The organism is Anaerolineales bacterium (assembly GCA_025808555.1).
Taxonomy (GTDB): Bacteria; Chloroflexota; Anaerolineae; order Anaerolineales; family UBA11579; genus JAMCZK01.
Genome location: CP075526.1, coordinates 416,727 through 432,352, shown reverse-complemented (window position 1 = coordinate 432,352; position 15,626 = coordinate 416,727). Strand labels below are relative to the sequence as shown.

At 60.0% G+C, this 15,626-nt stretch carries 14 protein-coding genes; 8 read left to right on the top strand and 6 right to left on the bottom strand.

What is annotated here, in order from left to right; all coding sequences use genetic code 11:
- Window positions 1–45 precede the first annotated feature (45 nt).
- Entirely contained in the window at window positions 46–927 is an 882-nt protein-coding gene (locus tag KIT08_02380; protein ID UYN90095.1) for an IS1595 family transposase, read from the top strand.
- A gap of 115 nt (window positions 928–1,042) precedes the next feature.
- Here KIT08_02380 and KIT08_02375 read toward each other — a convergent pair whose 3' ends face one another.
- Both KIT08_02375 and KIT08_02370 read right to left on the bottom strand, forming a co-directional pair.
- Complete coding sequence (locus KIT08_02375) at window positions 1,043–1,744, bottom strand: hypothetical protein (protein UYN90094.1); 702 nt, start codon at window positions 1,742–1,744, stop codon at window positions 1,043–1,045.
- Window positions 1,745–1,883: 139 nt separating this feature from the next.
- On the bottom strand, window positions 1,884–2,825 hold the full coding sequence (locus KIT08_02370) for an SH3 domain-containing protein (GenBank protein UYN90093.1): 942 nt from the start codon (window positions 2,823–2,825) through the stop codon (window positions 1,884–1,886).
- A 197-nt stretch (window positions 2,826–3,022) separates the two neighbouring features.
- Here KIT08_02370 and malQ point away from each other — a divergent pair, with 197 nt between their 5' ends.
- Window positions 3,023–4,513, top strand: coding sequence for a 4-alpha-glucanotransferase (gene malQ, locus KIT08_02365; GenBank protein UYN90092.1), 1,491 nt, complete (start codon window positions 3,023–3,025; stop codon window positions 4,511–4,513).
- Between the two features lie 320 nt (window positions 4,514–4,833).
- Here malQ and KIT08_02360 read toward each other — a convergent pair whose 3' ends face one another.
- Both KIT08_02360 and KIT08_02355 read right to left on the bottom strand, forming a co-directional pair.
- Window positions 4,834–5,418 carry a hypothetical protein gene (locus KIT08_02360; protein ID UYN90091.1) on the bottom strand — a complete coding sequence of 195 codons (585 nt, stop codon included), beginning with the start codon at window positions 5,416–5,418 and terminating at the stop codon, window positions 4,834–4,836.
- 27 nt (window positions 5,419–5,445) lie between these two features.
- A complete protein-coding gene (locus KIT08_02355) occupies window positions 5,446–6,393 on the bottom strand; it encodes a DMT family transporter (protein ID UYN90090.1) in 948 nt (315 codons plus the stop codon).
- 112 nt (window positions 6,394–6,505) lie between these two features.
- Between KIT08_02355 and KIT08_02350 the strand changes: the two genes are divergently transcribed.
- The 4 genes from KIT08_02350 (at window position 6,506) to KIT08_02335 (ending at window position 10,107) form a co-directional block, all read left to right on the top strand.
- Window positions 6,506–7,108 carry a superoxide dismutase gene (locus KIT08_02350; GenBank protein UYN90089.1) on the top strand — a complete coding sequence of 201 codons (603 nt, stop codon included), beginning with the start codon at window positions 6,506–6,508 and terminating at the stop codon, window positions 7,106–7,108.
- Window positions 7,109–7,203: 95 nt separating this feature from the next.
- Complete coding sequence (locus tag KIT08_02345) at window positions 7,204–7,629, top strand: ferredoxin family protein (GenBank protein UYN90088.1); 426 nt, start codon at window positions 7,204–7,206, stop codon at window positions 7,627–7,629.
- A gap of 562 nt (window positions 7,630–8,191) precedes the next feature.
- Window positions 8,192–9,628: an aspartate ammonia-lyase gene (locus KIT08_02340; protein UYN90087.1), complete on the top strand. Its 1,437-nt coding sequence runs from the start codon at window positions 8,192–8,194 to the stop codon at window positions 9,626–9,628.
- Window positions 9,629–9,630: 2 nt separating this feature from the next.
- Window positions 9,631–10,107, top strand: coding sequence for a DinB family protein (locus tag KIT08_02335; protein ID UYN90086.1), 477 nt, complete (start codon window positions 9,631–9,633; stop codon window positions 10,105–10,107).
- 60 nt (window positions 10,108–10,167) lie between these two features.
- Here the strand turns inward: KIT08_02335 and KIT08_02330 are convergent, their stop codons facing one another.
- On the bottom strand, window positions 10,168–10,968 hold the full coding sequence (locus tag KIT08_02330; GenBank protein UYN90085.1) for a hypothetical protein: 801 nt from the start codon (window positions 10,966–10,968) through the stop codon (window positions 10,168–10,170).
- A gap of 121 nt (window positions 10,969–11,089) precedes the next feature.
- On the opposite strand from KIT08_02330, the gene mutL reads away from it, so the two are divergent.
- Window positions 11,090–12,814, top strand: a complete 1,725-nt coding sequence (gene mutL, locus KIT08_02325) for a DNA mismatch repair endonuclease MutL (protein ID UYN90084.1) — start codon at window positions 11,090–11,092, stop codon at window positions 12,812–12,814.
- A 55-nt stretch (window positions 12,815–12,869) separates the two neighbouring features.
- On the opposite strand, the gene KIT08_02320 is transcribed toward mutL, so the two are convergent.
- Entirely contained in the window at window positions 12,870–14,132 is a 1,263-nt protein-coding gene (locus tag KIT08_02320) for a response regulator (GenBank protein ID UYN90083.1), read from the bottom strand.
- 90 nt (window positions 14,133–14,222) lie between these two features.
- On the opposite strand from KIT08_02320, the gene tilS reads away from it, so the two are divergent.
- Window positions 14,223–15,614 (top strand): tRNA lysidine(34) synthetase TilS, encoded by a 1,392-nt coding sequence (gene tilS / locus KIT08_02315; GenBank protein ID UYN90082.1) that lies wholly within the window; start codon window positions 14,223–14,225, stop codon window positions 15,612–15,614.
- The last annotated feature ends 12 nt before the right edge of the window (window positions 15,615–15,626 follow it).

Here is a 15,626-nt window from a genome sequence, read left to right as displayed (position 1 = left end):
AACAAGTATGGATTCTGCTATTCTTTGGCTAGAGAAAATACGAAAATGGCTAAAAGCAATATGCAAAAGTTCACGGTCAAGGATTTTCAGCAGGTGTTCCCTGATGATGACTCTTGCTTGGATTACATTCGCCAACAAAAATATCCTGAGCGCATAGACTGCCCTTCCTGTAGCAAGAACGCTCTGTTCCACAAGATTAAGGAGCGCAAGTCTTACGCCTGCGATTATTGCGGGTATCAGATTGCGCCGATGGCTGGCACTATTTTTGAGAAATCCAGCACTCCGCTCACTCTGTGGTTTTATGCGATTTATCTCATGGCACAAACGCGCGGCGGTATTTCTGCCAAGCAGATCGAACGCGAAACGGGTGTTACCTACAAAACCGCGTGGCGCATGTGCAAAGAAATTCGCCATTGCTTGGACGAGGATTTTTCGCCCTTTACTGGCGATGTAGAACTGGACGAGTCCTACTTTGGTGGTCGCAAGCATGGAAAGCGCGGGCGCGGCGCAGAGGGTAAGACCGCTGTTTTTGGTATGGCTCAGCGCGCTGGCAGAGTTAAGGCTCGCGTTGTTCCAAATGTTCGCCGTAAATCCATCATGCCGATTATTGAATCTAGCGTGAACAAGACTGCTCGCGTATTTACTGACGAAAGGAACACCTATGCTGCGTTGCCAGCTATGGGCTACGCTCACGGCAGCATTCCTCACGCTCAAAAAGTCTACGTTATGGGTGATGTTCACACCAACACCATTGAGGGCTTTTGGTCTAATGTCAAGAATGGTATTCGCGGCGTTTATCACTCTGTTAGCTCCAGGTATCTACAGTCTTATTTGAACGAGTACGCCTTTCGGTATAACCATCGCAAAGACATTACTCCGATGTTTTGGTTTTTCCTGCGCCGGAGCGTTTTCCATCGGGCTTCTTAGAGGGCTTAGTCCGAATAACCTTGTTTAGTGCCAAAAAGAAGTCCTTTTTAGTGATTTGAGGTTCGGACTTTAGGGGCTTTGGTTTCTTGCCATCTCGTTTTTTCATGCGCTTTCCTTACGGGCAGGATGCTCCGCGGTTATAAAAGCTTTGGATTTCCCAGCCATTGTTGCTGGAAACACAATGAGTCCATATGCCGTTGTTGTCGTTACTTAGCAAATTAAATTCAACTCTATACATGTTACCCATTTGCTGAATTGACAAATCCCCGATGATTTCATAGGTAGTTCGGGTTACTTCTCTTAGCCACGCATCCCAAGCAAAATTGGGATGTTCCTTCAATTCTTTGTTCAATAAACTGTACGCAATTTCGTATCGCCCATCCGCTAGTAGGTCGTAATAAGAGCGGGTAACTTCCTCTGCTGACTGAAATGTAGGACGCGAAAAGGATAATGTCGCGGCGGATGCGGGGGTTTCTGTAGACGCTGGTATTTTCGTTACAGAAGCACTAGGCGGGTCTGATGGGATTGGTTCATTGCCTATGCCCGCCCTGTCAGCCAACCAAAATACACCCACCATAAACAAGAGGATAAGAAGGAATACACCATAAATGACCGCCAGTACTCTTGATGCTTGACCCCTCACCCAAAACAGTATTCGCGCCCTTATTGCAACGAAGCGATGCCCAATGAGCTTATGAGCAACGCCCAAAATACGGTCAAGCAAAATATCCCCCAAACGGCCTGAAATTGCCTGTCCCAACAACAATAAAATGCCGCCACCCAACGCGGCAAGCAGACCTACAATAGCGACATCCACATCCGCATTCTACCCCATACTTGCCGTTAGGGGATACTCGCTTTAGATAATGTGAGGCTTATCAGTTTTTTGTAAAGATAACCTCCCAATGTTTGGTCGTTTTTTGTGTAGAGTTTTTCTTGTAGCCTACATGAGAAAATCAAGGGCAGGAATTCCCTGTCCAGTGAAAGTCAATCCGCCACCGTGAGTCATCGTCCCATCCTGGAGTGGCATATGCCCACAATGTACTTATTCCCCAGATATTTTCTCCGTCCTTATGTCCATGGTAATCAAGATACTTCCAAGAATTCCTGTAGTAAATGAATAAATCTGATGTTCCAGGGCCCATTAGGCTAGCGAGGCTGGGGCCGCGATATACAAGCTCATAATTTCTGTCACGGAAGGTTCCACCCCCTCTGTCTACTGCCACAGGCGTTATGGAACACCATATTTTGGAATTCTGCTGAGTAGTAACTACATAGTCAAGTGATATCCATCCGCTGCCTTGATTTGTATCAACTTTCCCCCAGCTTCCTGACTGCTCTAGTAAAGAATAGTAATGGCCCCTAACCACTTGACCCAAAATCGAATACCCCGTTCCAGGACCAGTGCGAATTCTCAATCCGGACGAACTAACTTGAACAAAAGCACCTGTAGATGGTGAATTGCTTGAACCCGTGTAATATGTAACTGACCCACCACTAGGACCACTATTTCCTGAGCCAGATCCGCTGTTGCCACTACCTCCTGTGCTTCCACCAGATGAGTTGCCAGAACTCGGGGGTGCTATGGTCGGAGATTGGGTATTACCCCCGAAGCACTTCCATGAGTAAGCGTTATTGAAATCGCTAAATTGTGGTGTAGGTAATTGACCACCGTATTGCCAATGGCAGGCATCATACAAATCCATGTTGTGAAGCGATCCATCTGCGCCTTTGCATCTCCACCCATATGCATTGTTTTCTACTAGCTCAGCTTTTGAATACCCTTTGCTTCTGCAATAGCCGTCCAAATCAAGCCCGCCAGATTGAGCCATAACCAAACTTGGCAAAAACAAGGTTGTGACTACCACTGTTACGATAACAAGTAGCTGCCTGCGCATTTTTCCTCCCAATGCTTAGCTTGTTGAAGCAGTAAACTCCAAGGACACTATGTTATTTATGTTTTATGCTGTTACGGTTTCCAAAAGTAATTCTAATCGAAGTAACTAACTAGGTCAATTAGTGCTAACGCGTGCATAGTATGCGCGAAATTAAATCTTGGTTCTTCCCCGCTCCCTTGATAGAATCTCCCCAGCCAATGAACTTCCAGCACAGATCCGGCATCCTGCTCCACGTCACCAGCCTGCCTTGCCGCTTCGGCATCGGCGACCTGGGGCCACAGGCGTATGCCTGGGTAGACTTCCTGGCCGCGTCCGGCACGCGCTGGTGGCAGACCCTGCCGCTTGGCCCCACCGGCTACGGCGAATCGCCGTACCAGTCGTATTCTTCGTTCGCCTTAAACCCCAATCTCATCAGCCCGCAGCTGCTGGCCGACGATGGCCTGCTCGATTCCGCCCACCTGGAGACCGCGCCGGCGTTCCCCACTCACAAAGTAGATTTCCCCGCCGTCACCCAATGGAAGCGCGGCCTGTACCAGGTGGCCTTTGCGCGCCTCAACAGCATGCCAGTGCTGCATCACGCGTTCGATGAGTTCTGTGCGCAGCAAAGCGCCTGGCTGGATGACTATTGCCTGTTTATGACCCTCAAGAGCCAGTACGGCCAGCAAGCCTGGCCGCACTGGCCGGCGCCGCTGCGCGGCCGCCAGCCAGACGCGCTGGCCGAGGCGCGCCAGACCCACGCCGAGACGCTGCGCTACTTTGCCTTCCAGCAGTTCCTGCTGTTCCGCCAGTGGGCCGGGCTGCGCGCCTACATGACAGAGCACGGCGTCGGCATCATTGGCGATCTGCCCATCTACGTGGCCCACGACAGCGTTGACGCCTGGTGCCGCCCCGAGCTATTTGAGCTCGACGAGCGCGGCGCGCCGCTGCGCGTGGCTGGCGTGCCGCCGGACATCTTCAGCACCACCGGCCAGCTGTGGGGCAACCCGCTGTATCGCTGGGACCTGCACAAAAAGCAGGGTTACGCCTGGTGGCTCCAGCGCCTGCGTGCTACCCTGGCGCTCTCAGACGTTATTCGGCTTGATCACTTCCGTGGGTTCGCTACCTATTACGCCATCCCCGCCAGCGAAGATACCGCCATGAACGGCACCTGGGAATTTGGCCCAGGCGAAGATTTCTTCTATACCGTCGAGCGTGAGCTCGGCCATCTGCCGCTCATCGCCGAAGACCTCGGCGGCGAAGCCGCGCCCGAGGTCATCGCCCTGCGTGACCAGTTCAATCTGCCAGGCATGAAGGTCTTCCAGTTCGGCTTTGATATGGGGTTGGAGCATACCTTCCTGCCGCACAACTATCCGGTCAACTGCGTGGCCTACTCCGGCACGCACGACAATGACACTTTCCTCGGCTGGTTCGAGCATGCCCCGGCGGCCGAGCGAACGCTGTGCGAAAGCTATATCAAGATTGGCCCACAAGGCTTTGTGTGGAGCATGCTTGAAATGCTGTGGGGCTCGCAGGCCGCCCTCACCGTTGCCCCCATTCAGGATTTTCTCGAATTGGGCAGCGAAGCCCGCATGAACATCCCCGGCACGCCCCTGGGTAACTGGCACTGGCGCGTGGACGGCGCCCAGCTCACCGATGTGCTGGCGACGCGCATCGCAGACCTGAACGCCCGCAATGGCCGTACGGCTTAAAGCATTCCACAGAGGAACCCAGATAAGGGCGGATAAACACAGATTGAACAACAAAAACCGTGTCGCTCTGAGCGAAGCGAAGGGTAATCGTGGCCCCGATTTCAAGACCAAGCTCGCTGAAATAAACACCATCAGCGTTCATGGGCAAAAATGTCTGTTGTGTTCGTTTAATGGATTCAAGGCGCTGCCCAGAATAACAACCTTCGGGGAGTTGTCATTCCGGGCAGCTGCGAGCTAACGCTCGCGGGGAGAAGTGCACGTCGTTTCGCCGTGCTGGGACCCAGTATAGAAAAAACGACCCCGTCAGGGTCGTTTTTTGGCTACTTCTTTTTGGTGGCTTTTTTCTTGGCCGGGGCCTTTTTTGCCGCAGCTTTCTTGGGCGCCGCCTTCTTCGGGGCCGCTTTCTTCACAGCCTTTTTTACAGCGGGTTTCTTTGCCGCCGGCTTTTTAGCAGCCGCTTTCTTAGGCGCCGCTTTCTTAGGCGCCGCTTTCTTAGGCGCCGCTTTCTTCGCTACGGGTTTCTTGGCCGCGGCGGGCTTGGCCGTAACCTTCTTGGCAGGCTTGGCTGCCGCCTTCACGGGAGCTTTCGCAGCAGGCGTAGGCTCAGCCTTCGGCTGAGCGGGGGCCGGGGTCACAGGAGCGGGCTTAGGCGCAGCCTGTGGCCGGGCGGGTGCCGGGGTGCTGGCCGCCGGAGCGCTGGGCGCCCCGCCAGGGGCCCCACTAGGGGACCATTCCGGTGCGAAGCGCACCAGCTGGTCACGCGGCACCACGTTAGTGCGGGCGCAGCGCGGGCAATAGGCGTTGTAATGCTTCCAGCCCTTGGCCTCGATCTGGTCAAGCGCAGCGTGAATGGTTTCCTGGTTCAGGGTGAAAGGGGTGTGGCAATGCGTACAGCGTACAAGCATGGTTAACTCCTTTGTCAGTGAATCTAATTATACATCCCGCCCCTGTGGCGCAGGTTTCAGGGTGGCGATCAGTATGCCCAGCAGGATCAGCGCCGCACCCACCAACTTGATGCCGCCCGGCACTTCGCCCAGCAGCAGCACCGCCAGGATGGTGCTGCTGACCGGCTCGCCCAGCAGGGCGATCGAAACATACGAGGCCGGCAGGTGCGCCAACGCCCAGTTGAAACTGGAGTGGCCGATCAGCTGCGGCAGCACCGCCAATAGCAACAGGTATACATAGGTAACGGGCGAGAAGCCAAAGGCGTGCTGGCCTGAAAGCGGCACCAGCGCCACCAGCACCAGGGCGGCGATGCCATATACAAGGAAGATGTACGCTGTCAGCGAGAGCTGCGGACGCAGGCTGCGCCCGATCAGGATGTAGCCAGCCCCGCTCCACGCGCCCACCAGGGCCAGAAGGTTGCCGTAAAAGGAGCGCCCGGCCACAAACTCGCTCAGCGGCGGGCACTGTAGCGTGCCGCCGGCCAACGTGCAGCTGTCGCTTAACGCCACCACCACGCCACCCGCCAGCGCCACCAGCATGCCCAGCAGCACACCGCGCCCCAGCTTCTCCTTCAGCACCAGCGGCGCCAGCAGCGCCACCCACAGCGGGTTGGTGGTCACCAGCACTACGGAGCTGGCCACGCTGGTGTACTCCAACGAAAGGATCCAGCTGGCGAAGTGGATCGCCAGCAGCACGCCGCTCAGTGCCGCCAGGGCGTAGCCCCGGCGGCTCAGCTGGCGCAGCTCGCCGGTGTGGCGCGGCAGGGTCAGCGGCACCAGGATGATCGCCGACAGCGCCATGCGGTAGGCGGCGATCACCAGCGAGCCCACCTCCTGCTGGGCATAGCGGATCAGCAGCGAGGATGATGCCACGGCAAAGATGCCAAGCAGCAGCACCAGATGCGGCGGGATTTTCGGTTGGGTTTGTGCGCTCACGGGGTGGGGGATTGTGCTTTTCTTGACAAAGGGGTTTTGCAACGCTTACAATCGCCTCGTTCATTGTAACTTAACCATCCTTTGGCCGTTTTCTCATTGAAAGGAGCTCAAAATGGCTTTCACTCTCCCCAAACTGCCTTACGATTTCAATGCCCTGGAGCCGCACATTGACGCGCGCACCATGGAAATTCACCATGGCAAGCACCATCAGGCCTATGTCAACAACCTGAACGCTGCCATCGAGAAGCACCCCGAGCTGGCCGACAAGTCGCTTGAGGACCTGCTGAAGGACCTCAACGCCGTCCCCGAGGGCATCCGCACCGCGGTGCGCAACAACGGCGGCGGCCACTTCAACCACAGCATGTTCTGGGAGATCATGTCCGCCAATGGCGGCGGTGAGCCCACCGGCGCGCTGGGTGATGCGATCAACAAAGCCTTCGGCGACTTTGCCACATTCAAAGAGAAGTTCGCTGCCGCCGCTGCCGGCCAGTTCGGCTCCGGTTGGGCCTGGCTGGTCAAAGAGGGCGATGGCGTTGCCATCGTGGCCACTCCCAATCAGGACAACCCCATCTCCAATGGCAAGACCGCCATCCTGGGCGTTGACGTGTGGGAGCATGCCTACTACCTCAACTACCAGAACCGCCGCCCGGATTACGTAGCGGCCTGGTGGAACGTGGTGAACTGGGACGAGGTCGCTAAGCGCTTCGCGGCGTAGTGCTTCGGTGCTTAATGTTTGCTGAGACGTTGCTAAATCTAGGGTAGCAAAAATCGCAACCTGGGTGTAAAATCGCCTCAACGGAGATTAACTAAATGACCCACATCATCACCAGTTTGTGTTTGCGCGACGGCGGTTGCGTTGAGGTGTGCCCGGTGGAATGCATTGTTCCCGGCATGCCGCAGGACCAGTACCCTTGGTACTACATCGATCCGGCTACCTGCATTGACTGCGGCGCCTGCATCCCTGAGTGTCCGTTTGAGGCCATCTTCACTGAAGATGAAGTGCCCGATGCTTATGAAGCCAAGGCTGATCAGAAGCAGGCCAAGCCTGCTGGCACGCCTGGCTACGCCGAGCGCTTTGAGGGCAACAATCACCACGGGCACGCGGTCGCCATCGACTCGGTCAAGACCCTCACCCCTGGTGAGGCGGTCAACCTCCGTGATGACATCCAGCCCAACTACGATTACTTCGAAAAAGGCCCCGGTTACTGGGACGGCTGGCAGCAGCACGGCAAGTAGCCTGAAAAATCAGCAACTAAAAAAGCCCGCCATTCGGCGGGCTTTTTTTGCGCCGGCTACCGTGCATCCCGAGCGTCGCGAGGGATCCTCGCAGCGCGTATGGGTAACGCACGCCCTGCATAGAAGACCTGCCTGCAAAGTTCCTTCGCTGGCCCGGCCTCTGCGTCCAGGTGTTGGCCCTATCCACCCGCTCAGGATGCACGCGGCCGTAGGGGCGGGTTTCAAACCCGCCCCCGCACACTAAACACTGTTAGGGGCGCACCGCAGTGCGCCCTACATGTCTCGCACAGCGCGATTCGCCATCCAAACCCTTGACTTTTCGCCTCAGTTCTACCCAGAACCCCGGTTCCACGATAAAACCACCGCATGCAGTTACATTTGGCCATCTATCGTGGACAGTTTTTGCCCGCACAACCTGTCAAGGTCCTTGAACTATTAACGATCTGCGCCATCCGCCCCCGCCAGCCATGATGATGATTAAAACTTTTTGGCAATCGACTAAAATAGGCCTGCCCCATGGGCACCCGCAAGGGTATTGCCAAACTCACTCTCAAAGGACAGCATGAGCCAAGACGTACGTATCGAGAAAGACTCCCTGGGCGAGGTCAAAGTCCCCGCCGGGGCTTTGTACGGCGCACAGACCCAGCGCGCCGTGGATAACTTCCCCATCTCCGGTCTCAAACCCTGGCCCGCCTTCGTCTGGTCCATGGCCGCCATCAAGCGTGCCGCCGCCGATGTCAACGCCGGCCTCGGCCTGCTGGATGCTGATAAGGCTGACGCCATCGCCAAAGCCGCTGCCGAAGTGATGGAAGGCCAGTGGGCTGACCAGTTCGTCGTAGACCCCTTCCAGGCCGGCGCGGGTACGAGCCACAACATGAACATGAACGAGGTGTTGGCCAACCGCGCCACCCTCATCCTCGGCGGCCAGTTGGGCAACTATATTGCCAATCCCAACGACCATGTCAACATGGCCCAGTCCACCAACGACACCATTCCCACCGCCATCCGCCTCGGGGCGCTGTGGCGGCTGGAAGAGCTGCTCGCCGCCGTAGACGGCCTGGCCGAAGCGCTGGAAGCCAAAGCCGCCGAGTTTGACGGCATCGTCAAATCCGGCCGCACTCACCTGCAGGATGCCGTGCCCGTGCGCCTGGGGCAGGAGTTCGGCGCATACGCCAAGGCCGTGCGCCGTGATGCCGAGCGCATTCGCCGCTCGGCGGAGGGCCTGCGCCGCCTGGGCATCGGCGGCACCGCCACCGGCACCGGGCTCAACGCCCATCCCAACTATCACAAGAACATGGTCAAGCGCCTGGGCGAGATCACCGGCCTGGCGCTGCACACCTCTGACAACCTGTTCGAGAGCATGCAGAGCCTGGCCGATGCCGCCGACTTTTCGGCTGCTCTGCGCACCTTTGCGCTCACCATGACCCGCATCGCCAACGACTTCCGCCTGCTGGCCTCCGGCCCGTCCACCGGCCTGGACGAAATTCGTCTGCCCGCCCTGCAGCCCGGCTCCAGCATCATGCCCGGCAAGGTCAATCCGGTGCTGGCAGAGATGATGAACATGGCCATGTATCACGTCATCGGCTGCGACACCACCGTGGCGCTGGCCAGCTCGGCTGGCCAACTGGAGCTGAACGTGATGATGCCCATCATCGCCCACAACCTGTTCGAGATGATGCAGGTCATCATCGGCTCCATCAACGCCTTCACCGAACGCTGCGTGGTGGGCCTGACCGCCAACCAACCCAAAGCCGAAGGCTGGCTGGCGCGCAACGCCATCATCGTCACCGCCCTCAACCCGCTCATCGGTTATCAAGCCGGCGCGGCGCTGGTGAAAGAAGCGGTGAAGGATGACCTGGCGATCACCGATCTGGCCGTCGGCAAGGCCGACGCTGGAGAGCTCAAGCATGTGAAAGAGGATCGCCCGGTGACGGCAGACGAGATCCGCCATGCCCTCAGTGACCTGCGCAAGCTCACCGACGGAGGCATCGTCAAGTAAGCATGCTGCCCGAAATCCAGCAGACCCTGCTGACCTTGGACAAGCTGCGCGGCCAGGTGGCTGCCATCATCCAGGCCACACCGGTGGATGGGCTCAACTGGCGTCCTTCACTGCCGCAGGACGCGGATGGCGTCAACTCGCTGGCTGTGCTGGCGGTGCACACTGCCGGTTCGGAGCACTTCTGGTTCGCAGAGCTGATCGGTGGCCAGCCGCACACGCGTGTGCGTGATGAGGAGTTCGCCTTCGTGGCTGCCTCTGCGCAGGATGTGCTGGGGCGGCTGGCAGCGGTGGCAGCCGAAAGTGAGCCGATCCTCTCTGCACTGACCGCGGAGCGGCTGGACAGCAGCATCACCTATGATGGGCGTGTGCACCCGGTGCGCGGCATTTTGCATCATGTCATCAGCCACTACAGTCTGCATGTGGGTCACATGCAGCTCACCTACCAACTGTGGGCTGGAGGCAAAGCCTTCCAGCCCTAAGTAAAAATAAAAGCGCCGGCATCCGCCGGCGCTTTTTTGAACATGGGGAACGTGACAGAGTTAGGGCAGGCTATAACTCAGCAGCTCAACAGTGCCGACAAAGGGTTCACCACCCTCCACCGCCAAGGTGGACTCGCTGCGCACCATGCCGATGCCGCGCACCCACCAAATCACTGTCGGGCCTTCGATCTCTATGGGGATCGAGATGCCGCCCACGCTGCCTACGAAGCTGATGACGTTCGTGCCTTCAACCCGTATGGCGGTAAAGCTGCCCGCCGGCACCGTTACGCTTTCCTCGCCGATGGCGGTGAAGCTGTGGGTCACAGTGCCGGTGGCGGTGCCTTCCATGCCGCCGCCCATGCTGATGGTGCCTTGCACATCATAGGTCTGCTCCCAGCTCACGCCAGGCGCCAAATCCTTTGGGAAAGTCACACCGGTGACCCCAATGGTTTCGATGTCGGCGCTGAACCCGCCGCCGATGACGCTGGCTTCCGGCCCGTCGCCGTATTCCAGGGCGCTCAAACCTTCGGGGGTGCAGGCCCACAGCTGCGTGACCACCGTGTTCTCGAAGCTGTGCGTAAAGGTGAAGCCGTCGTCGCTCAATTCGCTTACAGTGGTCGTATAAACGTCGCTGCTGCCGTCGGCCTCAGTGGTGTTGTAGGTCCAAGAGGAGCCTTGGGCCAACGGCTGGTACTCATTGGCGCACAGGCCGGTCACGCCACTGGTCGCAGTGCTCTCTGGGGCTTCCACTGGCTCGGTTGCGGTGGGTTCGGGGCCAGTGCCGCCGCAGGCGGCCAGCAGCAGGGCCAGCACCGCCAGCAGGGCCAAACGATGTGCATGCTTGTGCTTCAAAAGGTTCATTCGTTCTCCTTGAAGTGGTATGCCGTAGATAACGACGCAACCGCGAGAATAGCACGCCAAAGCACAGATGACAATCGCAAATCTGAAGCCGGCACTCCAAATTACCAGTTACCATTTCCATATGCCTATCCGTATGTTGCCGCAGGAGCTTGCCTCGCAGATCGCTGCCGGCGAAGTGGTGGAGCGCCCCGCGTCCGTGGTGAAAGAATTGATCGAGAACGCCCTGGACGCCGGCGCCAGCCGTATCCAGGTGCGCATTGAAGGGGCCGGCCAGCGCCTGATCGAGGTCAGCGATGACGGCCTGGGGATTCCGGTGGCCGAGCTGCCACTGGCGCTGGAGCGCCATGCCACCAGCAAGCTCAGCACGCCGGAGGACCTGGAGCATATCCATACCCTGGGCTTCCGCGGCGAAGCGCTGGCGGCGATCGCCTCAGTGTCGCGCTTCACGCTGACCTCGCGCCCGGCCGAGAGCAAAGCGGCCGCCCGCATCCAGGTGGATGCGGGCAAGCGCGCCGGGTTGGAGCAGATCGGCGCGCCGGTGGGCACGCTGGCGCATGTGGAGGACTTGTTCTTCAATTTGCCGGCGCGGCGCAAGTTCCTGAAAGGCGAGGTAACCGAGCGCCGCCACATCAGCCAACTAGTAGCGCGCTACGCGCTTGCCTATCCGCAAGTGGCCTTTGAGCTGCAGATGGATGGCAAGCACAGCTTGCAGACCAGCGGCAATGGGGATCGGCGTGAGATCCTGGCCGCGTTGTACGACGCAGGCATGGCGCGCCGCATGATCCCGGTAGAGGCGCCCGATGCGGAGGTGACGGTGACCGGCTTCATCAGCCCCCCCGATCTGACGCGGGCCAACCGCGCCGAGCTGACCTTCTTTGTGAATGGGCGCTGGGTGCAGGATAGCGCCCTGGCGGCAGCTACGGTGCAGGCCTATCACGGCATGCTCATGGTGGGGCGCTATCCATTAGTGGTGCTGTTTGTAGAGATGCCCAGCGAGATGGTGGACGTGAATGTGCACCCAACCAAGGCGGAGGTGCGCTTTGCACAGCGCGACCGCGTGTTCGCCAGCGTACAGCGCGCTGTGCGGCGTGCCTTGCTGGCGCACGCGCCTGTGCCGCAGTTGGAGCCATTGCAGCCCGGCCTGGCGTGGCGGCCCATGCCCGCCCCGCCCGAGCCAATGCCCGAACCCGAATCGGAGCTGGCCGCGCCGCCAGACGTCGAGGGCGACGTTGAGCCGGCGGCTGCGCCGCAGCCGCGCCTGCCCGGCGTGCCGCTGCTGCGCCTGGTGGGGCAGGTAGGCGCAGCCTACCTGGTGGCTGAGGCGCCGGACGGTTTGTATCTCGTGGACCAACATGCGGCCCACGAGCGCGTGTTGTTCGAGCGCTTTCGCAGCCAACGCCAGCAGCTCGGCTCGCAGATCCTGCTGGAACCTGTGACGGTGCAGCTGCCCGCCGCGCAAGCTGAATTGCTGGAGAGTCATCTAGACACGCTGCGCGGGCTGGCGTTTGATATCGAGCCGTTTGGCCCGCAGGCGTACAAAGTGCGCGCCATCCCGGCGGTGCTGCTGGGCAGCGACCCAGAGACGGCTTTACGCGCCGTAGTAGAAGACTTTGAGGAGGATGAGCAGCCGCTGGAGAAGCAGCTGGAAGCGCGGCTGATCGCGCGTATTTGCAAGCGCATCGCAGTCAAGGCCGGGCAAACGCTCTCGCCGGAGGCACAGCGCGCTCTACTGCGTGACCTGGAGGCGTGCGAGGCGCCGCGCACCTGCCCGCACGGCCGCCCAACGATGATCCATTTATCGATCGATTTATTGGAAAAGCAGTTTGGCCGCCGAGGGGCTCGCTAAACTGCACTGAGGTTGATTTGGGGGTTGCTTCGTGCGCTGCTTTCGCAGCGCGTGGCTAACGGCGGCGGGCGGTCTTGGGTTCAGTGATCAGGCTGACTAATTTCATGGTCTGCTGGGCGGTGTAGCTTTGGGCATCCGTCTCCAGCATGGACTGCTGCTGGCGGGTGGCTTGGTGAGCCAGCTCAGGCGCGGGGGTGAAAACAGCCTCTAGTTCACGCTCGAGTTGTTTTTGCAGCTCGGCGGCGTTGACCGCCAGGTCATTACGCACACGGTGCACCATCACCACCATCAGCTTGCCTTGCAGGCGCATACCATCCAGATCATGCAGCAGGGCGCGGGTCTGTTCCACCGAGTTTGGGTCCGGTTCAGCAACGACGAGGATATGAGTGCAGTGCTCCAGGGCGCGCTGGCTGCTGGTGGGCAGTCCAACGCCTAGATCCAACACCACATGGTCTGAGATCTGCTTGAGTTCGCTGACGATGGCAGCCATCTGCTCGCCGGCCTGGGCAAGCGCTATGTCGCTAGGGCGAATGCCAGCTAGCAATACACGCTGGTTGCTCTTGTGCTCGGTCAGTGCGCCTTCCACGGCGCTGCGATAGATGTCGCGGGTGGTGCGGCGCAGCAGCTCCACCAGGCCTTCGCCGTTGAGGCCCAGGCGAATGTTGAGATCACCGTGGCCGGGCGTGAGCTCGGCCAGGATACAGCCGGTGTTGAAGCGCTCGGCAAAGCCGGCGGCGAGATTGATGCATAGGGTGGAGACACCCTGGCCGCCTTTGGCAGCCAGCACGCCGAGGACTGTGCGCGGGGCGCCACTGCTGGCCGCGGGAGCCGGGCTGTAACTTGCAGGCTCGTGGTAGGCAGGAGCAGCTGGGGCGGCAGGCGCGGGCTGGCTGCGTTGCGGAGCCGCAGGCTCGGGGGGCAGCGGCGGCAGCATGCTGGTGACCGGGCGCTTGAGAATGTTGCGCACGCGTGCCACCAGTTCGGCCGGGTGGGTGGGCTTGGTCAGGTAATCATCCGCGCCCGCATCCAGGCCGGCCACTTTGTCGTCCACCTGGGCTTTGGCGGTGAAGAGAATGATGGGAATGCCGGCGGTGTCTGGGTTGGCGCGCAGACGGCGCGTGACTTCATACCCATCCATCTTGGGCATCATCACATCGAGCAAAATCAGGTCAGGCTTGGTTTCGGCCACCCTGTCCAGTGCTTCTTGCCCGTCTTTGGCGGCCACGATGTTGAACCCTTGCTTTTCGAGCGTTGTGCCCACCAGCTTCAGGGTATCGAGGTCGTCATCCACCACCAGGAGGGTGTAGGTCTGCGCCATAAAGGAAGTCCAGTCTAGCATAAAGGGGGCCGAGCGGCAATTACGCTATGCCAAGGCTGGGGAAGCGCTGCGCGTCGCTATAATGGCGGGATGAGTGCGCATAGCCTGCTAAGTGAAGCTGCTATGAGGCAGATGGAACCGGGCAAGCTTCTGGTACTGGGCTTCTCGGGCGGGCCAGACAGCGCCGCGGCGCTGCATGCCTTGCATGCAGCGGGCTGGCCGCTGCTGGCCGCGCATCTGGACCATGGCCTGCGGCCCGAATCGGCCCAGGATGCGGAAGCCGCGGCCGCCATGGCGGCCGGCTACGGCGTGGGTTTTGCCAGCCGGCGGGTGGATGTGGCCGCGCGGGCGGGGGCTGAAGGCCAGACGATCGAGGAAGCGGCACGCGCAGCGCGCTATGCGTTCTTGTTCGAGTTGGCCCATGCGCAGGATGCGCAAGCGGTAGTGGTGGCGCACCATGCGGATGACCAGGCCGAGACGATCGTGATGCACCTGCTGCGCGGGGCAGGCCCGCAGGGCCTGCACGGCATGCAGGCGCATTGGCTGCCTAACCCGTGGAGCGAGCGCGTGGCGCTGGTGCGCCCGCTGTTGGCGGCCAGCCGCGCGGATGTGCTGGCGTATTGCCAGGCGCATGGTTTGGAAACGCTGACGGACCCGAGCAATCAGGACCCGGCGTATTTTAGGAACAAAGTGCGGCATGAACTCTTGCCGCTTTTAGAGCAGTTTGCGCCCGGAGTGAAGACGCGCCTGGTGCACACGGGTGAGCTGCTGGCCGCCGAAGAGGCCGTGCTGCAGGCTGAGGGGCAAGCTGCTTGGCGGCGCTGCCTGGCCGCGGCTGGGCCAAGCTATGTGGCTTTGCAGCGCAGCGCACTGCAAAGCCAACCGCTGGCGCTGCAGCGGCGCGTGCTGCGCCGTGCCGCGCAGGCTCTACGCCCGCACAGCGGCGAGTTGAGCTTTGCCCTGGTGGAGCAAGCGCGTGAGGGATTAAATGAGGAGGGCGGCCCGTATGATTGGTTTGAGGGTCTAGTGATCCTGGTGGAGGGTGAGCGACTGTGGCTGGCCGAGCGCAGCGCGCAGCTGCCAGTCGCCTGGCCGCAAGCGCCGGAGGCGACGGTACATTTGGAAGCCGGAGTGAGCGTGCCGTTAGGCCCGGGATGGAAGCTGCGCTTGGATGAGGTCCAGCCTGCGGCCGCCCCGACGGGAGATGTGTATGAGGCGTGGCTGGATGCAGAGCGTATCGGCGGCGAGCTGACCCTGCGCCGCCCGCGGCCTGGCGACCGCATGGCGCTGGCGCAGGGCACGCAAAAATTATCGGATGTGTTCATCAATGCCAAGCTGCCGCAGCGAGCGCGGGCCGCCTGGCCGTTACTGTGCAAAGGCGACGAGGTGGTGTGGGCGCCGGGCTTGCGCCTGGCACACGGCTACGTCGCGCAGGTGGGCATGCCTGCGCTGCATGCGCGGGTGGTGAGCGTGGGCGAATAGCTTTATTGCTGG